The sequence below is a fragment of the Paenibacillus sp. JMULE4 genome, assembly GCF_013337105.1.
Classification (GTDB): Bacteria; Bacillota; Bacilli; order Paenibacillales; family NBRC-103111; genus Paenibacillus_G; species Paenibacillus_G naphthalenovorans.
In genome coordinates, this window is record NZ_SGWF01000011.1 from 537,835 (window position 1) to 564,026 (window position 26,192).

At 52.7% G+C, this 26,192-nt stretch carries 22 protein-coding genes and 1 riboswitch; of the genes, 16 read left to right on the plus strand and 6 right to left on the minus strand.

Translation table 11 applies throughout. The annotated features are described in order from the left end of the window. Positions 1-85 precede the first annotated feature (85 nt). The 3 genes from EXW96_RS07810 (at position 86) to EXW96_RS07820 (ending at position 3,353) form a co-directional block, all read left to right on the plus strand. Positions 86-1,264 carry a HEAT repeat domain-containing protein gene (locus tag EXW96_RS07810; protein ID WP_174350282.1) on the plus strand — a complete coding sequence of 393 codons (1,179 nt, stop codon included), beginning with the start codon at positions 86-88 and terminating at the stop codon, positions 1,262-1,264. 196 nt (positions 1,265-1,460) lie between these two features. Further along, positions 1,461-1,937, plus strand: a complete 477-nt coding sequence (locus tag EXW96_RS07815) for a zinc ribbon domain-containing protein (protein WP_074727545.1) — start codon at positions 1,461-1,463, stop codon at positions 1,935-1,937. Positions 1,938-2,171: 234 nt separating this feature from the next. Continuing rightward, positions 2,172-3,353 carry a cation:proton antiporter gene (locus tag EXW96_RS07820; RefSeq protein WP_137670327.1) on the plus strand — a complete coding sequence of 394 codons (1,182 nt, stop codon included), beginning with the start codon at positions 2,172-2,174 and terminating at the stop codon, positions 3,351-3,353. 12 nt (positions 3,354-3,365) lie between these two features. On the opposite strand, the gene EXW96_RS07825 is transcribed toward EXW96_RS07820, so the two are convergent. Continuing rightward, positions 3,366-4,559, minus strand: a complete 1,194-nt coding sequence (locus EXW96_RS07825) for a polysaccharide deacetylase family protein (RefSeq protein WP_074727547.1) — start codon at positions 4,557-4,559, stop codon at positions 3,366-3,368. Positions 4,560-4,877: 318 nt separating this feature from the next. On the opposite strand from EXW96_RS07825, the gene EXW96_RS07830 reads away from it, so the two are divergent. The 6 genes from EXW96_RS07830 (at position 4,878) to EXW96_RS07855 (ending at position 11,800) form a co-directional block, all read left to right on the plus strand. Then, entirely contained in the window at positions 4,878-5,858 is a 981-nt protein-coding gene (locus EXW96_RS07830) for an aldo/keto reductase (protein WP_174350283.1), read from the plus strand. Positions 5,859-6,100: 242 nt separating this feature from the next. Further along, positions 6,101-6,183, plus strand: a riboswitch (cyclic di-GMP riboswitch). Positions 6,184-6,370: 187 nt separating this feature from the next. Continuing rightward, positions 6,371-6,733: a response regulator gene (locus EXW96_RS07835; RefSeq protein ID WP_074727549.1), complete on the plus strand. Its 363-nt coding sequence runs from the start codon at positions 6,371-6,373 to the stop codon at positions 6,731-6,733. Between the two features lie 223 nt (positions 6,734-6,956). Continuing rightward, the gene (locus tag EXW96_RS07840; RefSeq protein ID WP_174350284.1) at positions 6,957-7,649 is read left to right on the plus strand and encodes a metal-dependent hydrolase; all 693 of its coding nucleotides are present in this window, start codon (positions 6,957-6,959) and stop codon (positions 7,647-7,649) included. Positions 7,650-7,666: 17 nt separating this feature from the next. Continuing rightward, positions 7,667-8,116, plus strand: a complete 450-nt coding sequence (locus tag EXW96_RS07845; protein WP_054817937.1) for a GNAT family N-acetyltransferase — start codon at positions 7,667-7,669, stop codon at positions 8,114-8,116. A 169-nt stretch (positions 8,117-8,285) separates the two neighbouring features. After that, on the plus strand, positions 8,286-10,046 hold the full coding sequence (locus tag EXW96_RS07850; RefSeq protein ID WP_174350285.1) for an ABC transporter ATP-binding protein: 1,761 nt from the start codon (positions 8,286-8,288) through the stop codon (positions 10,044-10,046). Continuing rightward, a complete protein-coding gene (locus EXW96_RS07855) occupies positions 10,043-11,800 on the plus strand; it encodes an ABC transporter ATP-binding protein (protein ID WP_074727552.1) in 1,758 nt (585 codons plus the stop codon). Before EXW96_RS07850 ends, EXW96_RS07855 begins: the two co-directional genes overlap by 4 nt. Positions 11,801-12,018: 218 nt before the next feature. Here the strand turns inward: EXW96_RS07855 and EXW96_RS07860 are convergent, their stop codons facing one another. Then, the gene (locus tag EXW96_RS07860; protein WP_174350286.1) at positions 12,019-13,533 is read right to left on the minus strand and encodes an LTA synthase family protein; all 1,515 of its coding nucleotides are present in this window, start codon (positions 13,531-13,533) and stop codon (positions 12,019-12,021) included. 216 nt (positions 13,534-13,749) lie between these two features. Between EXW96_RS07860 and EXW96_RS07865 the strand changes: the two genes are divergently transcribed. The 5 genes from EXW96_RS07865 (at position 13,750) to ndk (ending at position 20,034) form a co-directional block, all read left to right on the plus strand. Then, positions 13,750-14,379 carry a DUF2087 domain-containing protein gene (locus EXW96_RS07865; RefSeq protein WP_302621115.1) on the plus strand — a complete coding sequence of 210 codons (630 nt, stop codon included), beginning with the start codon at positions 13,750-13,752 and terminating at the stop codon, positions 14,377-14,379. 125 nt (positions 14,380-14,504) lie between these two features. Beyond that, entirely contained in the window at positions 14,505-15,272 is a 768-nt protein-coding gene (locus tag EXW96_RS07870; RefSeq protein WP_235594314.1) for an FHA domain-containing protein, read from the plus strand. Between the two features lie 34 nt (positions 15,273-15,306). Next, entirely contained in the window at positions 15,307-16,602 is a 1,296-nt protein-coding gene (murA, locus tag EXW96_RS07875; RefSeq protein WP_062409015.1) for a UDP-N-acetylglucosamine 1-carboxyvinyltransferase, read from the plus strand. 215 nt (positions 16,603-16,817) lie between these two features. Continuing rightward, positions 16,818-19,511, plus strand: coding sequence for a pyruvate, phosphate dikinase (ppdK, locus tag EXW96_RS07880; RefSeq protein WP_062409014.1), 2,694 nt, complete (start codon positions 16,818-16,820; stop codon positions 19,509-19,511). Positions 19,512-19,590: 79 nt separating this feature from the next. Then, positions 19,591-20,034 (plus strand): nucleoside-diphosphate kinase, encoded by a 444-nt coding sequence (gene ndk / locus EXW96_RS07885; protein ID WP_137670295.1) that lies wholly within the window; start codon positions 19,591-19,593, stop codon positions 20,032-20,034. 252 nt (positions 20,035-20,286) lie between these two features. On the opposite strand, the gene EXW96_RS07890 is transcribed toward ndk, so the two are convergent. The 3 genes from EXW96_RS07890 to EXW96_RS07900 all read right to left on the minus strand — a co-directional run bounded on the left by EXW96_RS07890 (position 20,287) and on the right by EXW96_RS07900 (position 21,863). Next, the gene (locus tag EXW96_RS07890) at positions 20,287-20,388 is read right to left on the minus strand and encodes a sporulation protein YjcZ (protein WP_174350288.1); all 102 of its coding nucleotides are present in this window, start codon (positions 20,386-20,388) and stop codon (positions 20,287-20,289) included. Positions 20,389-20,447: 59 nt separating this feature from the next. Then, positions 20,448-20,555: a sporulation protein YjcZ gene (locus tag EXW96_RS07895; RefSeq protein ID WP_082660782.1), complete on the minus strand. Its 108-nt coding sequence runs from the start codon at positions 20,553-20,555 to the stop codon at positions 20,448-20,450. Between the two features lie 192 nt (positions 20,556-20,747). Then, positions 20,748-21,863, minus strand: coding sequence for an aminopeptidase (locus EXW96_RS07900; protein ID WP_174350289.1), 1,116 nt, complete (start codon positions 21,861-21,863; stop codon positions 20,748-20,750). Positions 21,864-22,202: 339 nt separating this feature from the next. Here EXW96_RS07900 and EXW96_RS07905 point away from each other — a divergent pair, with 339 nt between their 5' ends. Further along, positions 22,203-23,267 carry an AbrB family transcriptional regulator gene (locus EXW96_RS07905; protein WP_174350290.1) on the plus strand — a complete coding sequence of 355 codons (1,065 nt, stop codon included), beginning with the start codon at positions 22,203-22,205 and terminating at the stop codon, positions 23,265-23,267. Positions 23,268-23,369: 102 nt separating this feature from the next. On the opposite strand, the gene EXW96_RS07910 is transcribed toward EXW96_RS07905, so the two are convergent. Beyond that, positions 23,370-24,305 (minus strand): MraY family glycosyltransferase, encoded by a 936-nt coding sequence (locus EXW96_RS07910; RefSeq protein ID WP_074727558.1) that lies wholly within the window; start codon positions 24,303-24,305, stop codon positions 23,370-23,372. Between the two features lie 264 nt (positions 24,306-24,569). Between EXW96_RS07910 and EXW96_RS07915 the strand changes: the two genes are divergently transcribed. Next, the gene (locus tag EXW96_RS07915) at positions 24,570-26,072 is read left to right on the plus strand and encodes a tagaturonate epimerase family protein (protein WP_174350291.1); all 1,503 of its coding nucleotides are present in this window, start codon (positions 24,570-24,572) and stop codon (positions 26,070-26,072) included. The last annotated feature ends 120 nt before the right edge of the window (positions 26,073-26,192 follow it).

Here is a 26,192-nt window from a genome sequence, read left to right on the forward strand (position 1 = left end):
CATATCCTGAACAAAGCTTTCTTAAGGCTAGGTTGTCATGTATACTTGTCATATATTCCAACTTCACATGGGGGCGAACATTTGGATGAGTCAATTCGGGGATTTGGGCCGACAACACTTGCAGGCGGAGTCATACGGGGCGGCTGCCTTTTGTTTTTATCGTGCGATTGTAGAGAATCAGGAGAACGGGAACGCCTGGAACGGCCTTGTACTGGCCTTGAGCCTGATGCGCAAAGAGTATGATGTACAAACGATACTTGCCCGTTTTGCTATGCAGCAAGGCGTTGCCTACGACAAGGACATGATATCCTTTGCTCTGATGATGTGGCGGCAAAGTCCCGGAGCCATGGCGGAATGGCTGCGCAGGATGCTTACCCGCGGCGGCTTGAGTGCAGAAGAAAAGCAGGCGCTGACACAAATGGCTGAGGAATTGGAGCAATCGTATCGCGATTTGGTCGAACGCTACGGTGAAGAGCTGCTTAAGCGGCAGGGGATCCTGAGCCTCTCCGAATATGCGGACCGGAGGATTGAGCTCGACTGGCTGATGGCGGAACCGCTTGACAATGTTTTTGAGCAGGTCAAGGTATGGCTCGAACAAGATGCGGAGTCGGTGCTCACGGCGGTCCGTCTGCTGTGCATGGTACCCGATCCTCGAAGCGAAAAGCTGCTTCGCAGAGTTTGCCGCAATGAGGAAATCGATCCGAAAGCCAGAACGCACGCACTGCTTGCTTTAAGATGGCTGGGTGTACGCGGAAACGTAAAGCTGAATAAATTCGAAGAATCGTTTGTGATTAATTTGGACGATCCGAAGCCGGAGCTGACGGTGTCGGTACCTGAGGCGTACAAGCCTGCGCTTGACCGGATGAAGCTGTGGATAGCTATGAAAAAAGGGTTTGTAACGCCCGAGCAATATGAACGGCACGCCTCCACGGATGAGAAGGAGCTCCCGGCCGAGCTTGCCGCAAAGGTAGAGGAAGCGGATATTCCGGGTGTGCTGCAGGAAGTCGTCCATACGCTGATTCGGGCGGCATATGACAAATATTACCCGTTGGTTCCGACCATTAAAGGAACGCGGCAGTGGAGCGCAGCTTTTCTGATGCTGATGAAAGACTACGTCGAAGGCATCGGCGAGGAATGGCCATACGGCGAGCCAGAGCGGGACGAAACGGCTGTAGGCCACCGGAACTGGCTGCTCAGCGGCAGCCCTGATTATTATGACAGCATTAAAGCGGCTGGAAGACTGAGGGCAGGTCAAGCCGGATAACGGTAACGCTAAACGAAGCTGCGGAAAGGCGGCTTCGTTTTTTTTAACGAAAAAGATAACACGTATCTTCAGCAAAAGCTTTGTTCAGAGTTTTTTTTCTAAACCGTCGTTTGAATCTGCTTGATTGTGGTTATATGCCGGCGGGAAATTCGGTATGATACAGTAGGGGAACTGATTAGGAGTAGGGGGCTTGCGCATGAACCATTTCTTGTCGAAATTGAAGAAGGGGGCGAGCCGCGCGGCGGATAAAGCCCAACAGGCGATTGAAGTTACCAAAATTACAGCGCAAATTCATTCGAAGCGAAAACAGCTTGACCAAAATCTGTATCAAATCGGTTTAGAGGTATATGAAGCTTATAAGGCGGCGGATCTCAGCAAAGCGGAAAAAACAGTGCGCATGTATTCCAAGGAAAATCAATCCCTGGAGTTGCAGATCCGTCAATTGGAAGACCAGATCCGGCTGTTGAAGCACGAGAAGCAGTGTGCTTGCGGTCAATCCGTTAAGGAGGAAACCCGATTTTGCCCGAACTGCGGCGCACGCCTGGAAGCGTCGGAGGAGCCTTATCTGCCGCAGATCAAGCGGACACCGCTGCCTTATGTTCCGGACCGTCCCGAGAACAAAAGCGAATCGATCCGGCAGGATGTTACGCCACGTAAGGAACCTCCGAAATGAAGTGAAGTTGAATATGAATGAAAAAGGAGCCCCAATCAGCAAGGGCTTCTTCTTGTGTAAAAGTGAAACGATATGTACTTAAAACAAAAAAACTCTTGTATTATTTATATTATCCATGATAGAATATAGAAGTGAAAAGAATATAAGCAGTACTTAGGTGGAGCCTGTCACAGACGATATCAGTATGTCTGTACAGGCTCCTTTTGTGCTGCAAATCCATTTTTAACGGGAGTGATAGGCTTGTTGTTTTTCTTTCAGTTGTTAATCATTTTGCTTTCCACAAAGATTGCAGGGGATCTTTGTGTCAAGCTGGGTCAGCCGGCGGTGCTGGGGAAGCTCATCGTGGGTATCGTGATTGGGCCCGCTGTACTGGGATGGGTTCAAAATTCAGATATGCTGCAGGCGTTCAGTCAAATCGGGGTTTTACTATTGATGTTTATAGCCGGTCTGGAAACGGATGTTCAGGAGTTAAACCGAAACCGGAATTCATCGGTTTCGGTAGCTGTCGGAGGCATTATTTTTCCTCTGATTGGGGGATATGCGGGAGGACAGCTCATGGGGCTTGGACAAGCCGAATCGTTGTTCCTGGGCCTGCTGTTCTCGGCAACTTCCGTCAGTATATCGGTGCAAACGCTTAAAGACCTGGGTCAATTGAAGAGCCGGGAGAGCGTTACCATCCTTGGCGCAGCTATCGTGGACGATATTCTGGTTGTCATTCTGCTCGCGTTCCTGATGAGCTTTTTCGTAGGCGGCGGAGATGTCAGCTTAGGGCTGCTGATAGGCAAGAAAGTATTGTTTTTTGCCCTGATCCTTGTTCTGGGCTGGAAGGTCGTTCCATGGATCATGAAGCGGTTTGCGCCATTGCGTGTGTCGGAAACGGTCACAAGCGCAGCGTTGATTATTTGCTTCGGCTTTTCTTACCTTGCCGAATCGCTGCAAATTGCCGGCATTATCGGAGCGTTTGCGGCGGGTATTGCCATCGCCCAAACGAATTTTAAGAAAGAAGTCGAGCACAAGCTGGAGCCGATTGCTTATGCGGTGTTTGTCCCTGTATTCTTTGTCAGTATCGGCGTTTCCGTCACATTCAACGGGATCATGGAGCAGCTGCCTCTCATTGCAGGACTTACTATCATGGCAGTGTTGACCAAGATCATAGGATGCGGCTTGGGCGCGCGTGTGACCGGTTTCTCATGGAATTCTTCCATACGGATCGGCGCCGGAATGATATCCCGTGGAGAAGTGGCCTTGATTATCGCCGCCATCGGACTCGAAATGAATCTTCTTCCACAGGATTTCTTTACATCGGTTGTGATCGTCGTTATTCTGACTACCTTAATTACGCCTCCGCTTCTCAAGAAGCTGTTCGGCGAAAGGAAGGAATTGGCAAGCAATAAAGGAGAGACGATGAGTGTGTAAGTGCGTCGGAGGCTATTTTGAAGTTTCCGTCTTTGGTCTCACGGAATCCATCACCTCCGAGGCATTGAAAAGTCCGGATAACCGTTTGGCCTGACCCTTCAGGGCGATGCCGTCGATATGACGGCGATCCATCATGATACTGTCGGACTGAAAGCGGATATAAGGCTCCGGGCCAACGGAGCACAGCATGGTAAAGCCGGAGTCCAGCAGCGCCTGGTACTTTGGATCACCGGGAAGCACACTGCTTCCATATGGATAAATATAAACGGGGGTGGGGCCGATGAGTGATTCCACCTCATCCTTCCACCGTTGAGTGTCCTCAACAAAGCGGTCCAGACTGGTTTTCCTTGCATCCAAATGGCCCCAGCCGTGTGAGGCAAACGACCAGCCGTTGGCTTTCAGCGCTTCAACTACCGTCAGCGCCTTCTGCGCTTCCATTTCGAAGCCGGGGGTGTTTCTATTTTGCGTACGATAGCCGAGGATGCCTTCGTAACCCGTTAATGCTATAACCCCCTTAGCTCCGTCCAGGGAAAAATCGGGGTGAGCTTTGACAAATTCGTCCACGATGGGAACAATTTCATTATCATAGTCTATATGCGTTTGGCCGCTTCTCGTTGATTCCGCAGCTATCCGTCCCTGACCGTCGACGACAAGCCTGCTTACATTACCGTTCCGAATCATATATTCATAATAATTTAGATCATCCACCGATAAGATCAGAGGTTTTTTACCCTCCGGCACCAGCAGCTCCTTCCGGGATACGCTTCGGATCCCTTGATCGTCTCGGGTTTCATAAAGTGACCGGATGTCAATCAGCACATATCCTCTTTGGTATAACTGTTCGAGAATCGCTTTAAATTCTTTGACGGTAACGAACCAGTCATCGTAGCCCCGGGACATCGAATCTCCATCGAACGCCAGCTCGGGGTAAGCAATCAAAGGATGGAAAAAGATATGCTCCACCGGACCATGATAGGGTACGCGTTGGGGCGCCTTTACCTCGGGAACGGGCTGTGTAGCAGGAGGCGGAACCGGTTGGACTTCATTGCCGGAGGGGCTGTTTGGAGCGGAGCCGGCTTGTTGGCTTGGCGGCGTCGGCGGTTGCTCCGCGTCTGATCTTGTGAACACTCCGGGCCCGAGCCATACGGATATGGACAACAGTGCTGCGCCCGCGATCGCGATGGCAATTGCCGTTCCCGTTTTCATCTTCTTTCACCTCCTTCCAAGGCGGATACGTGATGATTTTGAATATTAGACGATCTTGGTTCACCCTTGGTTCACCCGTTGGAAGGCAAAAAGCGGTGAAGGTATTCCGGTCTTTTATGGTATGATGTAAACAGGCGCAAGCCGGAGATGGAGCCCTCAATGACGAATACATAACCCGGGAGCGCTTTTGAACTCATGGATTGGAATTGTGCAGTTTTGCGGATGAACACGTTGAACGTAAACCAATGTGCGCTGAATGCATAGAAGGCGGATTCTGTCGGCCGATGCCTTTGGCTCATGAAGAGGAGGGAAGGTTAGATGCAATACCGTACACTAGGTAAAACAGGAATGAAAGTATCCAGTCTTTGCTTCGGCACAATGTCCTTCGGAGGTGCAGCCGACGAGGCGGCCTCTATGGCCATGTTCCGAAGATGCCGGGAGGTAGGCATAAATTTCTTTGATTGCGCCGATGTGTATAATAAAGGGCTTGCAGAAGAAATATTGGGCAAGTGCATTGCCGGAATCCGCAATGATGTCATTCTTACCAGCAAAGTTCACGGGAAGACCGGAGAGGGCATCAATGACCGGGGCTTATCACGCAGGCACATCATGCTTGCGGTAGAGGAAAGCTTGAAGCGGCTCGGAACGGACCGGATCGAATTGTATTTCGTTCACGCTTTCGATTCGGAAGCGGATATGGAAGAGATTTTGCGGGCTATGGACGATCTTCAGCGGCAGGGAAAAATACTGCATCCGGCAGTCAGCAACTGGGCGGCTTGGCAGATCGCGAAGGCGCTTGGGATTTCAGCCAGGGAAAGCCTTGCCCGGTTTGAATGCATTCAACCGATGTACAACCTGGTGAAACGTCAGGCGGAGGTCGAAATTTTACCGATGGCTCAATCCGAGCGGATGGGCGTCATCTCCTACAGCCCTTTGGGAGGCGGACTGTTGACAGGGAAATACGGTGTCGGCCGAAAGCCTGAACTGGGGCGGCTCGTTGAGCAGGCGAATTACAAGCTTCGTTATGCCGATGCAGGCTATTACGAGACGGCGGACCGCTTCACCCGGTACGCGGATGAGCATGGCGTTCATCCGGTTTCATTAGCGGTGGCATGGGTCATGTCTCATCCCGGGATCACGGCCCCGATCATTGGCGCCCGCAATGTTGAACAGTTGGAGCCCTCGCTTGGAGCGCTGAACATAGACATGACTCCGGAGTGGAGAAAGGAGATTTCCGCACTATCTCCTGAACCCCCATTAGCGACAGACCGATCCGAGGAAGCTGCCCATTCAAGATGAAACCGGATGCTGAAGAGGGACGGGCACGTCAGAGGCGGCATAAGCAGTGAACATCCGGGATTCTCATATTGATCATGGCGCTCTATAGCTTACTGATAAAAATTGACAAAATTGTGGCAATGCCTGGAACGAACAGGTATAATTATAGATAAGAATAGAAGAGACGTTTAACCTTATTCAGGCCGAGAGTTCGCTCTTGTATTTTCACCATAGGATGCTATAATACATTTGATTATCGGTTCACTCGACTAAGGCAACCCTGGTGAAAGTCAAGGACGCAATGCTAAAGGGACTAATGTGCAAACTACGTCAGCCAGTTGCCGAAGGACCGGAGGAAATCGTCTGATACGGGCCTCCTTTACGGCAAACGGGAGGTCTTTTTTAGTGACCCGGCATCTCATCTCAAGTTTTTTCGAGTGTTACAAATCAGCTTGACTGATCACTTGCCATTATAGGACCGTGCTGCCACTTATCCTTGCGTACATACATCATACAAGTGGGGGTAATCCGGCGTGAAAAAAATTATTATCGTAGACGATTCTTTATTTATGCGTATGATTCTCAAAAATTCCCTGATCGAATTTGGGTATGAAATCGTGGCGGAGGCAAGCAACGGGCTGGAGGCCCTGACGCTTTATTCCGAGCTTAAACCGGATCTGGTTACGCTGGACATAACCATGCCGGAGATGGACGGCCTTACGGCGCTGAAGGAAATCAAGACGATGGACCCGGATGCCAAAGTCATCATGGTGTCGGCGATGGGGCAGCAGGCGCTTTTGATTCGTGCGGTTTCTATGGGGGCCATCGATTTTATCGTCAAGCCCTTCAGCAAAGACCGTGTAAGGGAGGCATTATTGAAGGCTTTTGCCGGATGAACCGGCCGGTTTTTCAAATAGGCGTTGGGTATGGGATGGAAAGTTTACGGTCCGCCTTTGAAATCGTGAAAGATGAGGGGTGGGGCTAGCGCACCCATGAACCGTCCGATGATCTTGCGGACGTTTTTCTTTTTTTGAGTTTATGGCGGGTTCTTTGTTACAATGTACATACGATGCTTGTCCTAAAGGAACCCGATTCCCATACCAAGGAGGAGTAACCATTATGGAAATTCGCTATCATGGGCATTCTTGCGTGCAACTCAGTCACGAAGGACACTCTCTGATCATTGATCCGTTTATTTCCGGCAATCCTTTGGCAGCTACCAATCCGGAGGATATCAAAGTGGAGCACATCCTGCTTACCCACGCACATCCGGACCATATTCTGGATACCGTGCCGATCGCAAAAAACAATGATGCCACCGTCGTTGCCACCTTCGAGCTGGCAACGTATATGAGCTGGCAGGGAGCGAAGACGTTTGCTATGAACATTGGCGGCCGTACCTCTCTGGGCTATGCGGAGATCGAGATGATCCAGGCTTTTCACAGCTCCGGCATCGTGCTCGAAGAAGAGAAGAAGATCATCTATGGAGGCATGCCGGGCGGCTTTATCATCCGGTGGAACGGTTTGACGCTTCTTCACAGCGGGGATACCTCACTGTTCTCCGACATGAAGCTCATTGGCGAGCGCAACCAAATTGATGTGGCGTTTCTGCCGATCGGCGACGTGTTTACGATGGGACCTCAGGATGCGGCTCTTGCTGCAGAATGGCTGAAGGCCAAGACCGTCGTGCCGCTGCATTTCAATACGTTCCCGCCGATCAGGCAGAATGCGCAAGCGTTCGCCGACAGCCTCACGTCAAAAGGGATTACCGGCAAAGCTTTGCGGCCGGGTGAAGTTTGGACGTTTTCATAGACCCGGGAGGTTTCGGCTTGAATCTGAACATTATACCCGTACATACGGAGGAGCAGCTGAATGACTGCTTTTCCGTTCGCATGAACGTTTTTGTACAAGAGCAGCAGGTTCCGCCTGACCTTGAAATGGATGAGTTCGACGTCTCATGGTCGGCGTGCCGGCATTTTCTCGCGGCGGACGGCGAGAAGCCGGTCGGGACTGCACGCTGGCGGATGTATGACTCCCGGACGGCGAAGCTCCAGCGGATCGCGGTGCTTGCTCCTTATCGCGGTCGGGGGATCGGCCGCCTGCTCATCCAGGCGATGGAGGAGGATATCCGGTCGCAAGGTGTGCCTGCGGTCATCCTGGATGCACAGACACAGGCAGAGCCATTTTACCGCAAGCTGGGCTATGAAACGATCTCTCCCGAACCTTTTCTTGACGCGGGCATATGGCACGTGCGCATGCGCAAGCAGTTGACCGGTTAAGGCTGAGAAGTCCCAAAAGTGGATATCATTTACTATATCGTGTACTCTGTATTCTGTAAGCTTCCGCTCCATTGACGCGGCGGCTTTTTATTTTTTCCTTACGATCTGTCGTGGATTAGGCTCGTCGGCAGGCTGCAATGTTTTTACGCAAAGGGGGCTGCGGGAGAGTATGAAAAAGGTGATTCCTAAAATTCCGGCCAGAGAATATGCCGGCTTGCTGCGCCAGTATCTGAAACCGCAGATGAAAAGCATGGCCGTTCTTGCGGTGCTGCTGTTAAGCGGCATCGTGATGCAGCTCGTCAATCCGCAAATCATCCGCTACTTTATCGATACGGCGCAATGGCAGGAGAGCAGCAGGCCGCTGGTCTTTGCTGCCGTGTTATTTATTGGCGTTACCTTGGTGCAGCAAGCCGTGGCGGTTGGGGCGTCCTATGTGGGGGCCAACGTTGGTTGGATTGCAACGAACCAATTGCGCGAGGCCGTGGCGGCGCACTGTTTGAAGCTGGATATGTCGTTTCACAAGTCGCAAACCTCCGGAGCCATCATTGAGCGGGTAGATGGGGATATCAACAATTTGTCCAATTTTTTCTCCAATTTCGTGATCATGCTGGTAAGCAATGTCGTGCTGATTGCAGGCATGCTGGTGCTGCTGTTCCGGGAAGGCTGGCTGATCGGCACGGGGATGCTTTTTTTTGTGGTTTTTGCCATTGCCGCTATCCAGTATATCCGTAAATTTGCAGTGCCCCACTGGGGGAAGCTCAGGCAGATGAGCGCCTCATTTTACGGTTTCCTTAGTGAGCATCTGGAAGGTACGGAGGACACGCGCGCCAGCGGAGCGACAGGGTATGTGATGCATCGTTTTCATCTTCTGCTGCGCGAATGGCTGCCGATCCGTATTCGGGCGTATCTCGGCTGGGCTTCTATGTGGATTACGACGCTGCTCGTGTTTACGATCGGAAACGCGGTAGCGTTGGGCATCAGCTATTATTTGTGGCGCCAGGGCTCGATTACGATCGGAACGGTGTATATGATTTTTTACTATACCGAGCTGATGGCCAAACCGATTGAGCAGATTCGGACGCAAATGGAGGACCTGCAAAAAGCCGATGCCAGCATTGTACGCATACGCGAACTGCTGCAGACGCAATCACTGATTCAAGACGGCAGGGGCGCCGCTCTGCCGGAAGGGCCGCTATCCGTTGAATTCGACCGTGTCGGATTCGGATACGATGCGGAGACCGCAACGCTGGAGGATGTGAGCTTCCGCCTCGAGCAGGGTCAAGTGTTAGGGCTTCTGGGCAGAACAGGCAGCGGCAAAACCACGCTGGCCCGGCTGCTCCTGCGCTTTTACGATCCGGGGCAAGGACGGATTACGATCGGGGGGATTGATATTCGGGAGACCAAGCTTCATGAGCTGCGGGACCGTGTCGGGATGGTGACGCAAAATATCGAGATTTTTCAAGGGACGGTACGCGATAATTTGACGTTCTATGATGAATCGGTGAACGACGGGAGAATCGAACAGGTGCTCCGGGAGCTGGGCTTGGCATCATGGCTTCGCTCGCTGCCTCACGGCCTGGATACCATGCTGGAGTCCGGGGGAGGAGGCTTGTCGGCCGGAGAGGCTCAACTGCTGTCGTTCGCCAGGGTGTTTTTACGCGATCCGGGTCTTGTTATTCTTGACGAAGCTTCGTCAAGGCTGGATCCGGCAACCGAACAGCGGATCGAACAAGCGATGAACCGTCTGCTTCTCGGCCGCACCTGCATTATCATTGCGCATCGGCTAACGACGGTTCAAAGAGCCGACCGGATTCTGGTACTGGATAATGGGCGTGTTGCAGAGCAAGGGGAACGGGTAAGGCTGGCTGCTGACCCTCATTCCCGTTACAGCCGAATGCTGCAGTTGGGAATGGAGGAGATGCTGGCATGACGACGCTCTCCTTCTTGTGGAAGCTTACCCGGTACCGCAAAGGCTTGTTTTTATGGAATGCCTTGGCGTGGTCGTTGATTTATTTGGCGCCGATCGTACCGGGTCTGATTATGAAGCAGTTTTTTGATATGCTGACTGGACATGCGCTGTACAGCTTCGGGATTGGGGCGCTGATCGCATTCCTTCTTTTATCCGCGCTGGCCAGGGTCGGGTTTATTCTTTTCGGCTTCATGACCGACGTTCACTTCCGTTTTCGGCTCGGCGGTTTGCTGCGCCGAAACTTGCTGAAGCATGTGCTCAAAGAGCCTGGAGCGCGAGCCATTCCGGGATCGTCGGGAGAAGCGATCAGCTCGTTTCGGGATGACGTCGAGCAAGTGGAGGAAACCGTCAGCTGGTCGGCGGATGCGCTGGGGATGATGTTATTTGCCGCCGTTTCCTGTTTTATTCTCATCCGGATCGATGCACAAATGACATTGTGGGTATTTCTGCCGCTGATTATCGTCGTAATGGTGGCGCAGCTGTCTACGGCCATGCTGCAGAAGTATCGCGCCGCCAGCCGGGAAGCGACCAGCCGGGTTACCGGGGCGATCAGCGAGATGTTCAGCACGGTGCAATCCGTTCAGGTTGCGGGTGCGGAAGATCGTGTGATCGGACGCTTTAAACGGCTCAATGCCCAGCGGCGGGAAGCCATGCTGAAAGACCAGCTGTTTACCGCCTCCCTGGATTCGGTCTTCTCCAACGCCGTGAATTTGGGTACGGGGCTGATTCTTTTGCTGGCTGCGGAAAAAATGCGGGGCGGCGGCTTTACCGTCGGTGATTTTGCTTTATTCGTCTATTACCTGACTTTCGTGACGCAATTCATCCAGAATTTCGGTAAATTCATGACGTATTTTAAAGTCAGCGAGGTAGCCAAAGACAGGCTGCTGGCGCTGCTGCAGGGAGCCGACCCGCAGCGGTTGACGGAGCATCATCCGCTGTATCTCCGCGGAGAGCTGCCGGAGCCGGAGGAGCCGGTTCGGACCAAGAAAGACCGTCTCGATGTGCTGGAAGTTCACGGTCTGACGTACAGGTATCCGGAGACAGGGCGGGGGATTGAAGGCATCGGCCTCCGTCTGGAGCGCGGGTCCTTTACTGTCATTACCGGTCGCGTGGGCTCGGGCAAAACGACGCTGGTCCGGACGCTGTTAGGGCTGCTGCCCAAGCAGGCGGGAGAAATTCTCTGGAACGGCGAGCCTGTGACGGAACCAAGTGAATTCTTCGTTCCTCCGCGCAGCGCCTATACGCCGCAAATTCCCCGTCTGTACAGTGACACGCTGGAGAACAACATTTTGCTCGGCATACGTCCGGAAGGGGAGCGGCTTCGCCGGGCGATCCGGTCCGCGGTGCTGGAGGAGGATCTGGAGAGATTGCCCCAGGGACTTTCTACCGTTATCGGTCCGCGCGGCGTGAAGCTGTCCGGCGGCCAGGCGCAGCGAACGGCGGCGGCCCGCATGTTTGTGCGCGATGCGGAGCTTCTCGTCTTCGACGATTTGTCCAGCGCGCTGGACGTCGATACGGAATGGAAGCTGTGGGAGCGCTTGGAGGAGCAGCGCCAGGGGGCGGCGTGCCTGGTGATCTCTCACCGCAAGGCCGCTCTCATGCGTGCGGACCGGATCATCGTGCTGAAGCAGGGCAGGGTAGACGCCGCCGGCCGCCTGGAAGAGTTGCTGGAGACCAATGAGGAGCTTCAGAAGCTGTGGCACCGGGAGGAATAAGCTGCTGATGGGCGCTCGGCGTCGGCAGCCGATGGATGCTCAGGAGAGGATCGGCAGCCTGTTTATTTCTGCTTCCGTTCGGGCATAAGCCTTTGAAGCAAACCTCATTTCCCGGGCAAGCGCAGGGATCGACAAGCTTCAACAAACCCCATCCTCGTCCGCACCGGAACGAGGATGGGGTTTTTATACTGCTGCTGCATGAATCATTTGGTTTTCTGTTAATCCACTGTGACATAAACCGGTTTGGACTCATTCAGGATATTGTTTTTCGAGTCTATGACCTTAACCTGTATCTCCAGCAGACCCGGTTTTTTAACCAGCTCTTTCGTGAGCTTGACACTGAGCGACGATTCGCTGAGCCAATAGGTCTGCAGCTTCTCCCCATTTACAAAAACGGTGCTGCCGATGCCGAATCTTCCGCCCCGGACGGTCATCCGCGTCTTATCCCCAAGCTTTATTTTCCCCGGTGTTACCTCCTCAATTGCCGGTTCCCCGTATCCAAGCACGAATCCGCTGCGCTCCCCTCCCGCCTGCTTCTCCGCTTCCAGAATGGCATGCTGCCGCGCCTCGTACTCCTTTACCAGTCCGGTATCGATATTCATCGCTTCATAATGGCTGGGCGGAGGGAGAATCGGCATACGCCGGGACAGCTCGCCTAAATAATCGGTATAGCTACTGCCCGGCCTTTTGGCTAATTGAAGCACATAAGGACCGAGGAATGAAGGGCTCATATGCAAGGAATCCTTCTGCTCCTCCGGCAAATAATTGTTCCAGATGAGAACGGGGACATGGTACATTTTCTCCAGAAAGTCCGGATCGTCCTCGCCGCTGATATACCCGGCTTCCTTATAGACAAAATATTTCTCCAAAGACGGCAAATGGTCTCCGAAGAACACGAGAATCGTCGGTTCTTTGACCTGTCCAAAGTGACTGACCAGCTCCTGAAGCATTTTATCCGCGGCCGTCAAGCCTTGAGCGTAGGTCTCCGCAATACCGATCGCTTCCGGCGATACCCCGTTTCCTTTAATATCGATCGTATTCTTTTTGAATTTTCCGGGATAGTATTGGTAATGGTTTTCCATCGTACTGGCAAAGATGAAATCGGGGCCCGGACTTTCGACGGTTTCCTCAATAATGCGCCTTGTTACCGCATAATCGCCGATATATGGTCCGACATACTCATTGGGGTTAAAATATTCCAGGCTGATCAATTGGGAAAAACCAAGCTGCTTATACACTTCGATGCTGTTGAAGAACCATCCGTAAAAAGGACTGATGGCCGTAGCCGTATAGCCTTGTTCCGACAGGATGCTGGCCAGTGAAGCGGTCGGATGCTTAATAACGGATTCGTATGGGATGGAGTTCTCCGGAAAAAAGCGCATGGAATGCCCGGTTAAAACCTCAAGCTCCACATTTGCCGTCCCGCCGCCGAACATGGGTGACAGCATGGTGCCGTGGGTGAACCGCTTCTGCAGCGCGCGAAAAAAAGGAATCGGATCCCGGCTGAACGTCAGATTCGTCATCCGGGTTGCATCCCAGAAGGTTTCGCTCAGAACAAAAATAATATTCGGGGGCTTGAGCAGATCCTCCTCCGTCCATTCCAATTGCGGCGGCTCCACACTTACAGGCGCAACGGAAGAGGAAGGGTCTGGACAAGTGAACTCCGAAGATGGAATCGGCAAAATGAGCAGCAACCCCATCAAAGCTGTGAACAGGCGGATGGACAGGCGCATAATAAACACTCCCGAACGGCTGCGTTTTCGTTGAATGCTAGAAATAGGTTTATTATATCATGCGCTGCCGGATACAGATAGCGACACGAAACGCAGATTAGATTTCACAAAATGAGAATGGCCAAACGAAATTGATGTCATTCCGCCGAACAGATCAACAGCGATGAGGACGATGCGGAACTGCTGCGCTATTTTCCCGATGGGCTCGAAGGCCCGCTGCGGAGCTGGCCGAAAAAAGAGAGCCGGCGCGTGGACATAGCAAGGTTGCTGCAGCGCAGGTTTCAACCGGGCAAACGGTATACCGAGCCGGAGGTGAACCGCATTCTGGAGCAGGCCCACCCGGATTATGCGTCACTGCGGCGGTATATGGTGGATTATGGATTCATGGAGCGGTTGGATGACGGCAGCTCCTATTGGGTTGAACCGGTCAAAGACGATGAATCGCAAGAAAAGGGGAAGAAAAGCATGAACAGGGAAAAACGCAAAGAACTGGTTGCAGCCTATATGGAGACAGAGCGCCCGATGGGAGTGTACCGTATCACGAACCGCAGGAATGGAAAGATGTGGATCGGCAGCAGTCCGGACCTGGACGCGATCGCAAAGCGCCATCAATTCGAGCTGAACATGGGCATGTTCCGCAGTAAAGCCATGCAGCATGACTATAATGAAGTCGGGGAAGCGGAATTTCAATTCGAGGTGCTCGAACGGTTGAAGCAGCGCAAGGACGGTTATCAAGATGTTCGCCATGAGCTTGCCGTTTTGGAAGCCAAATGGATGGAACAGCTGCAGCCCTACGGAGAGTGGGGGTACCACGACGCGCCGAGGCCGGCCAAAAAACGGGACTAATGGGGCCGATGTGTTTTGACGATAAAGAACTTAATGGGTTGTTTTGCGCAGCCGATCTTGAATTGTTACTGAAAAATAACTGACTCGTCACCGAACAGATATTTTCATTCGTTTCGGAATACGTTATGATGGTATGGAATTCATACTCGCTTGTCCACAAGAGACAAAGGGCCGCAAAACAGCATACGGAGGGAAAGAAACTGGAAACTTTCGCCTGTCTTTATGTGATTCGCGGGGAACCTTATCGATCCGGAACGTGCCTCAATCTGTCGGCTGCCGATACGGTGCTGGGCAGAGCGTCCAAAACGTATTCGCCGGATTTTGCGTTCACGAACGCCTTTATTTCGCGCAAGCACCTGTTGATTCGGCAGGAAGGCGGCAAGGCCGTACTATATGATTTGGGCAGCCGGCACGGCACTGAAATTAATGGAGTCAAGGTGGAGCCGCATCAGCCTTATCCGCTGCAATCGACGGACATCATCAAGCTTGCTAGAGGAATGACGGTACTTCATTTTTCATATATATTCGCCGATCAGACGTTGGAATTCGAGCCGCTCAGCTTAACCCAGCATGGGGACGAACCGGATGGCGAACCGGTGATCCATTGGGAAAAAAGGGAATGTGTGGTGGACGGCAAACGGCTGTCGATGTCTGAGAAAGAGTATTTGTTCCTGAAGCTTCTTTATGAGGAGGCTAATCGGCTGGTGCCGATAGAGCAGATCAAGCGAAGCGTGTGGCCTGAACGTCTGTCGGGAACGGACGGTGTACCCGATGTCAGCATGGATGAACTGAATGCGCTCGTGTACCGGATTCGCAAAAAGTACGGCAAAGACACGTTTCTGATTAGTGCTGTACGCGGCAGCGGTTACGTATTGGAGTGGGATTCGAAATAGCGTGCGTGCACATGTGGAAAGTAGGGTTACGTGAATGAGATTTATTCAAGTTGAACCTGCAGGGCCGCTTCAAGGCTCCATATCGATACCCGGCTCCAAGAACAGCTCTCTTGCCCTGCTTGCCGCCGCCTGTTTAGCGGATGGCCAAGTAATACTGGAGGGAATTCCCGATATTTACGACGTTAAAGTAATCGCCCGTATCGGGGATGATATCGGGCTGAGGCTGCAGCGCATGCCGGACGGCAGCATGGTCATCGATCCCCGCTATATTCACAGCGCGATCATTGACCCGGGCAAAGCGTCTTCGTTTCGTGCCTCGTATTATTTTGCCGGTGCGCTGCTCGCTAAGTTCGGGAGGGTCACCGTTGGTTTTCCCGGAGGGGACGATTTCTCCTCCAGGCCGATTGACCAGCATATCAAAGCATTTCAGGCGCTGGGCGCCAAGGTTATATTTCATGAGGATTATTATGTGGTGGAAGCAGGAAGGCTCCAAGGCGCCGACATTTACTTTGATACGGTAACATCCGGTGCGACAATCAACAGCATGCTGGCAGCCGTTCGGGCCCACGGCAGAACGAACTTGTACCATGCGGCCGTCGATCCGGAGGTTGTCGATACGGCCGCATTCCTGAACGGGCTCGGGGCCAAAATTTACGGTGCCGGAACGGACCGGATACGGATTGAAGGGGTTCCGTATTTAAACGGAGGATACCATACCGTGATTCCGGATCGGCTTGTGGCCGGCGCTTTTTTGATGGCGGCGGGCATAACAAGAGGGCGCGTTACGGTGACCGATGTCATTCCCGAGCATCTGGGTTCCTGCATCTCCAAGCTCATTGAAGCGGGATTGACGGTGGAATGCACCGAATCGGGCATTACGGCGTACGGAACCGATGCCATTAAGGCAACGCGTATCCGGACTTCCATGTATCCGGGCTTTGCGACGGACCTGCAGCAGCCGATGACCGCGCTGCTGACACAGGCCAGGGGCAAAAGCATCATCACGGAAAAAGTATATCCCAACAGGTTTAACCATGTACCGCAGCTGCGGAGGATGGGGGCGGAGATTGAGGTGCGTGGAGAAAGTGCTTTTATCCGAGGAGGCCGTCCGCTTGCCGGCAATTGGGTGCATGCTACGGACGTACGGGCGGGAACGTCCCTGATTTTGGCCGGACTAACCGCCGAGGGCTGTACGCGCATTACCGGGGTGGAGCATGTGGAGCGCGGCTACGAAGATGTCATCGGCAGCTTCAGATCGTTGGGTGCCCGAATATCGCTGCGGGATACTCAACACGCGGAGACGGCGGAGGAAGCGGCGGGACGGAATTGATCTATGGAACAGGATAGGAACAGGATAAACAAAGAAGGCATCACGCTCGATGGGGAGCGTCGATGCCTTCTTTGTTTAATGAACTGTTGAAGCTTTTTTCACATTAAATACGTATTAATTTTTTTAATATTACATACTATTTACAAAATTTAAGACGTATGTTATGTTTTATTTAATCATATTCCCGATTATTCCACTATAGGAGGGTATTTATTATGCGAAGTGTAGTTCCGTTCGAAGCGGGTCATGCCGGTATGAAGCAATGGCTGGGCGGCAAAGGAGCCAATCTGGCGGAAATGACCAAGGTCGGATTGCCGGTGCCCCCCGGATTTACAATTACTACCGAAGTGTGCCGAGCGTATTATGCCGCAGGCGGACAGCTTCCCAAGGGGCTTATGGACGAGGTAGCGCAAGCGTTGAAACAGTTAGAGTCGGCGAAAGGCCAGCGATTCGGCGACCCGCAGAATCCGCTGCTGGTATCCGTACGGTCCGGTTCGGTCACCTCGATGCCCGGCATGATGGATACGATCCTAAACCTGGGCATGAATGACGAAACCGTCCGGGGGCTTGCGGCTTTAACCGGTAACCCGCGTTTCGCTTATGATTGCTACCGGCGGTTGATTCAAATGTTCGGCAACGTCGTATTTGATCTGGAGTCCTATCATTTTGAAGGCCTGCTTCATCGTCTGAAGCAGCAAACCGGCGCTGAATATGACAGCCAGGTGAGTGCTGAGGGCTGGATGCGGTTAATTGAAGAATACAAAGCGGTCGTACTCAAAGAAACGGGACGCCCGTTCCCGCAGAAGGTGGAGGAACAGCTGGAGCTGGCGGTGGAAGCTGTTTTCCGTTCGTGGAACAATGCTCGTGCGAAGGTGTACCGCAAGGTGCACCATATCCCGGATGAGCAGGGCACGGCTGTAAATATTCAGTCGATGGTTTTCGGCAATATGGGAAGCGATTGCGGCACGGGCGTAGTGTTCACCCGCAATCCGTCTACCGGGGAGAAGTCGCTGTACGGCGAATACTTGATGAACGCGCAGGGGGAAGATGTTGTCGCCGGTGTTCGGACTCCGGTACCGATAGCCGAACTGAAGAATGACATGCCGGAAGTGTTTGACCAACTGCTGAGTACCGCGGAAGCGCTGGAGCTGCACTACAAGGATATGCAGGACATTGAATTTACCGTCGAGCGAGGAAAGCTGTATCTGCTGCAAACGCGGGATGGTAAACGGACTGCGCAGGCAGCTGTCAAGATTGCGGTGGATCTCGTGCACGAAAGGATTCTGGAGCGGGGGGAAGCGATTGAGCGGATCGAGCCGTTTCATCTGGATCAGCTGCTGCACCGGGCTATTGATACCGACAAACCGCTTGATGTGCTTGCTGTCGGATTACCGGCTTCCCCGGGTGCGGCAACGGGCGCTGCTGTCTTCGATGCCGATACGGCGGAGTCTTGGGCGCGGGAAGGCCGTAAAGTGATCCTGATCCGTACGGAAACTACGCCGGAAGATATTCACGGTGTGCTGGCCGCCGAAGGCGTGCTGACAAGCCGAGGCGGTATGACGAGCCATGCGGCCGTTGTCGCGCGCGGAATGGGCAAGCCATGCGTCTGCGGCTGCGAGTCGATTCGTATCGAGGATCGTATCTTTAGCGTTGAGGTCGACGGTAAACTGAGGATTGTCCGGGAAGGCGACGACATCTCGATTGACGGTGCGTCGGGACGCGTCATTCTGGGGGGCGTCAGCCTGAGGGAGCCGGTAATCACTGCGGAGCTGCAGCAGCTGCTTGGTTGGGCGGACTCCATCCGGAAGCTGCAGATCTACACGAATGCGGATACGCCGGACGATGCGGCCAAAGCACGAAGCTTCGGTGCCGAAGGCATTGGCCTGTGCCGGACGGAGCATATGTTTATGTCCGCCGAGCGGGTTCCCGTCGTACAGGAGATGATTCTGGCTGAAACGGAAGAGGAACGGAGTAAGGCGTTGGCGCAGCTGCTGCCTATGCAGCAGGAGGATTTTGCGGGCATTTTTAAAGCGATGAGCGGTCTTCCTGTGACGATCCGGCTGCTGGATCCGCCGCTTCATGAGTTTTTGCCAAACCTAGAGCAGTTGATCGTCCAGCAGGAGAGATTGCGCTACCAGCCGGATGCGGATCCGGCGGAGCTAGAACAGCTCGACAAGCTGCTGCGCAAGGTGAGAGCGCTTCACGAGATGAACCCGATGCTGGGAACCCGGGGCTGCCGCCTAGGGCTGGTGCTGCCTGAGATTTACGAGATGCAGGTGGAGGCTGTTTTCCGCGCTGCGCTCAGCTGCCTGAATGAACAGGTGGAGGCCAGGCCCGACATCATGATTCCGCTCGTAGGCCATGCCAATGAACTGAAGCGGATGCGCGAGCTGGTCGAGCGCAAAGCCGAGGAGGTACTGGGCGATGCCGCGCGCACCTTCCGTTACCGGATCGGCACGATGATCGAGGTGCCCCGTGCTGCCGTGACGGCAGCACAAATTGCGGCTCATGCGGATTTCTTCTCTTTTGGCACGAACGATTTGACTCAAATGACGTTCGGTTACAGCCGCGACGATGCGGAAGGCAAGTTTCTTACCCATTATGTGGAATCGAATCTGCTGCCGGACAATCCGTTCCAGGTGCTGGATCGGGATGGCGTGGGAAGATTGATTGAGTGGGCGGTCGAACAGGGTAAATCCGTGAAGCCGCAGCTCAAAACGAGTATCTGTGGCGAACATGGCGGCGACAAGCAATCGATCTTCTTCTGTCATGCGGTAGGACTGGACTATGTCAGCTGTTCCCCTTACCGGGTACCTCTCGCCCGTATCGCTGCAGCGCAGGCGCAGCTGGCTTTGGGTAAAGCTCAAAAAAACGAGGAGACGGGTCTTATACCGGAACGAAGCGCATAACCGGTAAACAATGGAAACTTGATGTAATAGATGATATACTTAATTGATGACAACATAATGAGATGGAGTGTATAACAGCATGGAAAAAACGTTCTTAATGATCAAGCCGGACGGAGTGCAGCGCCAATTAATCGGCAAGATCGTGCAGCGCTTTGAGGACAAAGGGTTTCAGCTCATCGGAGCGAAGCTGATTCAAATCACAAAGGAGCAGGCGGAGTACCATTACGCTGAACACAAGGAAAGACCGTTCTTCGGCGAGCTCGTGCAGTTCATTACGTCCGGTCCGGTATTTGCGATGGTATGGCAGGGTCACAATGTCATTCAATTGTCCCGTACGATGATGGGCAAGACCAATCCGTTGGATGCGGCCCCGGGAACGATCCGCGGCGATTTTGCAGTACAAACGGGAAATAATATCATTCACGGTTCCGACTCTCCGGAGAGTGCGGAACGGGAAATCGCTCATTTTTTCAAACCGGAAGAACTGCTTTCCTATGAGCGTTCGATTCAAAGCTGGATTTAAAAAAAATCGGCCCTGACTCGCTTTTATTGTGAGCAGGGCCGATTTGCGTTTCCTTATACTAACCGTTTCGGGATGCGATCCAATGAATGTATGTATCCCTTTCCGGGAGCGGGGCGAGGCCATGGGCAGCCAGGTTTGAATTGGAATTTATGGATTTCAAAGGTATGGCTGCCCTTCCTCTAATGATGTGTTCTGAAGTTGTGAGGAGAAAGGAGCTCTATGAACTCCTTTTCTAACGATTCCGTAGAATCATTAGATCCAGTAAGCACGAAGTACGATAACCAGAAGAATAAAGAGAACCAGAATAACACCTGTCGACGTATGCCAGCCAAAACCAAGTGCGTGGCTCACCATATTCACCTCCCGAATCAAGAATCGGGCAAAAATGTCAAAGCGCTGATGGTCCGGTTATTTTAGATGAACCATGCAGTAGAAACAATGACAAGAAGAATAAAGAGTACGAGAATAACACCAGTAGAAGTGAAGCCGCCGCCAAATCCAAATCCTTTTACGCAGCTCATCGATAACATCCTCCTTCCGCTTGATCTTCTTTATCATATGCGGGTTAAAGATTCAGGGATTGGACGCTACGAAAATAGTCAGATGACCTTATGGGTTGAATAACCCTTGAGGGGCGGACAGGGCTGCCAGATCATTCCATGTTCCGCCGGGAATCTTCAAGACGCATTGCGCATGCATTAAGGTTGAGCCGCTTATTTCAGATTTTCGGGATTTAAAGGGATCAGCTCCGGGATAACAAAAAGCCCGTCTTTGCGAATGAGCCGGTCATCAAAGTAAATCTCTCCTCCGCCATACTCCGGTCTTTGGATCAGTACCAAATCCCAGTGGATCGAGGAACGGTTGCCGTTATCGGCTTCATCATAGGCTTGGCCGGGGGTAAAGTGAATGCTTCCGGCTATTTTTTCATCAAACAGAATGTCCTTCATCGGATTTAATATGAATGGATTGATGCCGATAGCGAACTCTCCGACAAACCTCGCCCCGTCATCCGTATCGAAAATTTGATTAATCCGCTTTGTATCATTCGCTGTCGCTTCAATAATTTTGCCGTTCTCAAAACGCAGCTTTACATTCTCAAATACAAAGCCGTTGTAAGGGCTTGGGGTATTATAAGAAATCACTCCGTTAACGGAATCCCTGACCGGAGCAGTAAAGACTTCGCCGTCCGGGATGTTCATCTCTCCTGCGCACTTGATCGCGGGAATGTCTTTAATCGAGAAGGTCAGATCCGTCTCATCAGCTATTAACCGGACTTTATCCGTCTTATTCATCAAATCGACCAGCGCATCCATTGCTTTGCTCATTTTGGAGTAGTCCATCGTACATACGTCAAAGTAAAGCTTTTCGAAAGCTTCCGTGCTCATGGAGGCCAGCTGGGACATGGACGGCGTCGGGTAGCGCAGCACGACCCACTTCGTCTTTTTCACACGAATCGTGGAGTGGACGTTATGGTTGTAGAATTTGTTGTAAAGCTTCATATTCTCGTCGGGAACATCCGATAGCTCATAAATGTTGTTTCCGCCGCGCACACCGATATAGGCCTGCATCCGGGTCATTTGATACGCGTCGAAGTCCGCCCATGTTTTGATTTGTTCTTCCGTTGCGTTCATCAGCAGTTCCCTGGTCACTTGATGATCCCGCAGGTTGACAAAAGGCCGGCCTCCGGCTTTATGTATCTTTTGGACAATGGATTTAACCAGCGGGTTCTCGATGCCGAAGGCTTCAACGAGAACATTCTCTCCGGGTTGAACCTTGGTCGAGTAGTTAACCAAAACATCCGCTAATCGTTCTATTCTTGGATCTAACATGATTGGATTCACCCTTCATTTGGATTTTTGACCTATCTATATTATATTCTTTTTTTCCAATAATCCTACTTTATTCTCAACTCTGTCAATTCATCGTTCAGCATCGGAGACGGACGGTCCGGGGTAACCAAGAAATGGAAGGTACGGACGCGAGGTTTCTGCCATGATTCGCTGCATTGGCGGTCGCCGGAATCGTAAGGGGGCAAAGGATATAGGTATCGAAGCTTGTGCGGTTCGAGGTAATCGGCCGTTGACAAAACCCGTATCCAGTTTATTCTTATATAGAGGATATTGAACGGGTTTTCTTTATGTTCCATTAAGTGAAAGAAGGTTTTCATCATGTTGAAACTGACGGAAACGCTGACGGTCACCTTTGTGGGAGGACTGCTGTTCACGCTGCTCCACGTTCCGCTCAGCTGGATGCTGGGCCCGCTCACGGCCGTGATGCTGTGGCAAGGACTGCTGAAGAGGGAGTTGAAGTGGCCGGTCGGGTTACGGAACGCGGGATTGCTTCTGCTGGGCTACAGCATGGGGCTTTCGTTTACCGCTGAAAGCGCACGTCAAATTGCCGGTCAGCTGCCATCCATGCTGCTGGCCACGGTAATCACTGTCGGTTTTAGCCTGGCTTGTGCCTGGTTTACCGCCCGACAAACGGGCATTACGCTCCAAAGCAGCATGATCGGCAGTATTCCCGGGGGCTTGTCGCAGATGGTCGTGCTCAGCGAAGAAATTGAAGGGGCGGATCATACGGTGGTCTCCTTTATGCAGACCATCCGTCTGCTGACGGTGATCTTCGTTGTGCCGTTCCTTGCCGTGCATGGTCTGGCCGAATCGACAGCTCCCGGAGCGGGAGTTCTTCCTCCGCCTGCGGAGGTATTGGCGGCAGGTTTTCCGCTTTGGGCGGTGCCGGTCATTGTGGCTGTCATTATCGCAGCGGCGCTGGTCGCTGTGCGCTTGAGGATGCCGACACCGTGGTTTCTCGGCCCGATCATTGTCGCAGCGGCGCTGACCGCGGCAGGCATGGCACCTCCGCATCTGCCGACACCGCTGGTTCTCGCGGCGCAGTGGAGTCTCGGCATCTATCTCGGCCTCGGAATCCGGTTGAGCGCTCTGGCAGGCTGGCGGCTGCTGCTGCCTTATTCGTTCGCAGGCGGACTCGCCGTCGTCCTGCTGTCCTTGGCGCTTTCCTTTGGCTATAGTCAAGTGCTGCCGATCAGCTTCGTCACCGCCTTTCTCAGCACCTCGCCTGGCGGGATGACCGAAATGGGCGTAACGGCGGCAGCGGTAAAAGGCGATGTTTCCATCGTTGTCGCCTACCAGATGTTCCGTATCTTATTCATCCTTTTTATCGTCCCGTACTTGCTTCGTTGGGGCTTCCGCCGCCATGTAAGACAGCATGATTAATGCCGTGAAGCGGGACGAACGCCTTCAGGTCAGCGGTAAATCCATCAAAAAGACCCGTGCTCCTATCCGGGATAGGGCTCGGGTCTTTTTTGGGTTATTGGCTTATACGGTCAACAGCAGCAATATGATCGAGGTTAATCCAAAGCATACGTTGATCAGGCAAAGGAACAGCACGACCTGCTTCGGATTCAACCCGCTGCGCAGCAGCCGGTAGTGCGCTTGGGTGGCGTCGGCCTGATAGATCGGCCTGCCGTTCATGAGCCGCTTGAAGACCACGAACAGGTTGTCGAAGATCGGCACGCCGAGCGCCAGTATCGGGATCAAGAGCGACAGTACGGTAGCCTGCTTGAAGGCTCCGTCCAGCGCGATAACTCCGAGAAGAAAACCAAACAGGGTGGCGCCCGCATCGCCCATAAACACTTTGGCCGGAGGCTTGTTATACCGCAAATAGGCTAGGGCCGCGCCCACGAGAATAATCGCCATGACGGCGGAATCCTGCTGGCCTTTGGTTAAGGCGACGATAAACAGCGTCACGGCGGCAATCGCCGATAATCCGCCCGCCAGACCGTCCATGCCGTCGGTAAAATTAATGACGGTTGTCACTCCAAATATCCATGTGACCGTCAGGAAGAACTGAAGCCATACCGGAAGAAGAATATCTTGACCAGTGAACGGATTGTTGAAGCCGTAGAACACGACGCCCGAGGCATATATGATGACTGCCGCCGAGAGCTGGACGATCAGCTTTGGCCAGGCGGCCAGCTCCTTGCCGTGCGTTTTGTACCAGTCGTCCACCATGCCGATGGCGAGGATGAGCGTCGAGCCGACGAAAAGCGCTAAGGAGCGTTTCCAGTCATCCTGAACGAACAGCAGATAGGTTGAGAGAATCCCGGCGAATATGGCCAAGCCCGCGGTTAAAGGAATCGGTTCTCTATGAATTTTTCGTTCGCTATTTTCTTTGGGCTTGTCCACAAAATCGATGCGGAGAGCCAATTTTCTCAGCGGAGGAATAAGCAGAAAGACCAAGAGAAAGGACATGAGAAATGCGGCAAAATAAAGAATAACAATCGCCCCCGAAATCCGTCAAAATTCGAGTCTCAATGATTACCAATTATATCTTATCAGAAGATAGAGTTACAAGTTTAGTCACCGTTTTATCAGGGATTCGTCAGCCTTCTCATCTCTGGTTGTTCACAGCAAAATATGCATAGTTACCAATAAAATAAGCAAAAAAAGATGAGATTATATACTATTTTTGCGATATGCTCTAAAAGAAGAAGGGGAATAAGGAGGAGCTCTGATATGGGTAAATTTGTACGGATCGCTGAAGCGCTGGCGGCAGGTCATGCGGTTCCGGCGAAGAGCGGCGATATCAAAGTGTATACGCAATCATTGGAAGCCTCGGATTCTACCAAGCTGGTGATGGTAAAAGACCTGGCGGATCATACGAAATATTTGCTTGCTGTGGGTAAAGGCCGGCTGTTCGACGAATTACAGGGGATCATAGAGGACGGAGCCAAGCTGTGTCCGCTCACGCATGATAACCGTTTGGTCTTGAACCGTTACTTTGATTATACGAAACCGCGCGCTTTCGGCACGCAATTCTCCACCCTCGGACTGGGCGATCGGCTTGGGATCGCTTCTCCGGGTCACATCAAGGCCGTCAAAGGAAAGGATGTGCGTCCGATTTTGGCGCAGCAAAGCATCCGTGAGGTGACTCTGACGGGACGCGATTATAAGCAGGTGCTGGATGCCGCCTGTTATGCCGTGTTCCAGGAAGGGTACAAGGACGGATTCGGAGCGGACGGCGACCACTTGAAGAAAGAAGAAGACATTCGGATGGCGTTGGATCTCGGGTTTACCATGCTGACGCTCGACTGCTCCGACAAGATCGATCATTCGATTGAAAACTTGTCCGCTGCCGGGCGGGAAGCCAAGTATGCCGGGCTCCGGCCGGATGTCCGCAGTCATTACGAAACGCTTTATCTTGGACAAACGTTCAGGGTTGCGGGGATTTCCATTACGTTCGACCGCGAAACGCTGATCAAGAATGTGCTGGTTTATGGGTCGGCCATCGATTTTATGGAGCATGTGTACAACACGTACATCAAAAACGCTGACAGCGAGGTTGACTTCGAAATTTCGATTGATGAGACGGCCGCCCCGACGGGGCCTGAATCTCATTTTTTCGTTACGAAGGAGCTTTACGGCAGAGGAGTGACGATTTACAGTCTGGCGCCCCGCTTTTGCGGCGAGTTCCAAAAAGGGATCGACTACATCGGCGATATCGAACAGTTCGAAAAAGAAATGCCCATCCATGCCGGCATTGCGGACGATTTCGGCTACAAGCTGAGCATTCACTCCGGCAGCGACAAATTCAGCGTGTTCCCGATGATCGGAAAATACACCGGCGGCCGTTTTCATGTCAAGACGGCGGGCACCAACTGGCTAGAAGCGGTCCGTACCGCAGCCAAAGTGAAGCCTTCCCTCTATCGCCGTATGCACCGGTATGCGCTGGAGCATTTTGAAGAAGCGGCAGCCTACTATCATGTGACGACCGATATCAGCAAAATCGTTCCGCTGGATCAAGTGTCTGACGCTGATCTGGCCGATACGTATATGAATGAAGACAATGCCCGTCAATTGATCCATATTACGTACGGTATTTTGCTGCAGGCGAAGGATGAGCGGGGCAGCACCTTGTTTAAGGACGAATTGTACCGGACGCTCAGCGAGCAGGAAGAAGCTTACGAGCAATCGCTCATCTCCCATATCGGCAAACATATCGAATGGCTGGGCAAGTAAACGACAACGCCTGCAGGAGGGCTTTGGGTTGGGTTGGCGGCTCAAACCAAAGAGCGATTGCGAACTGTTGCCACCCTCATATCAGGATCAGGGATCGGATGAATCCGGTCCTTTTTGCTT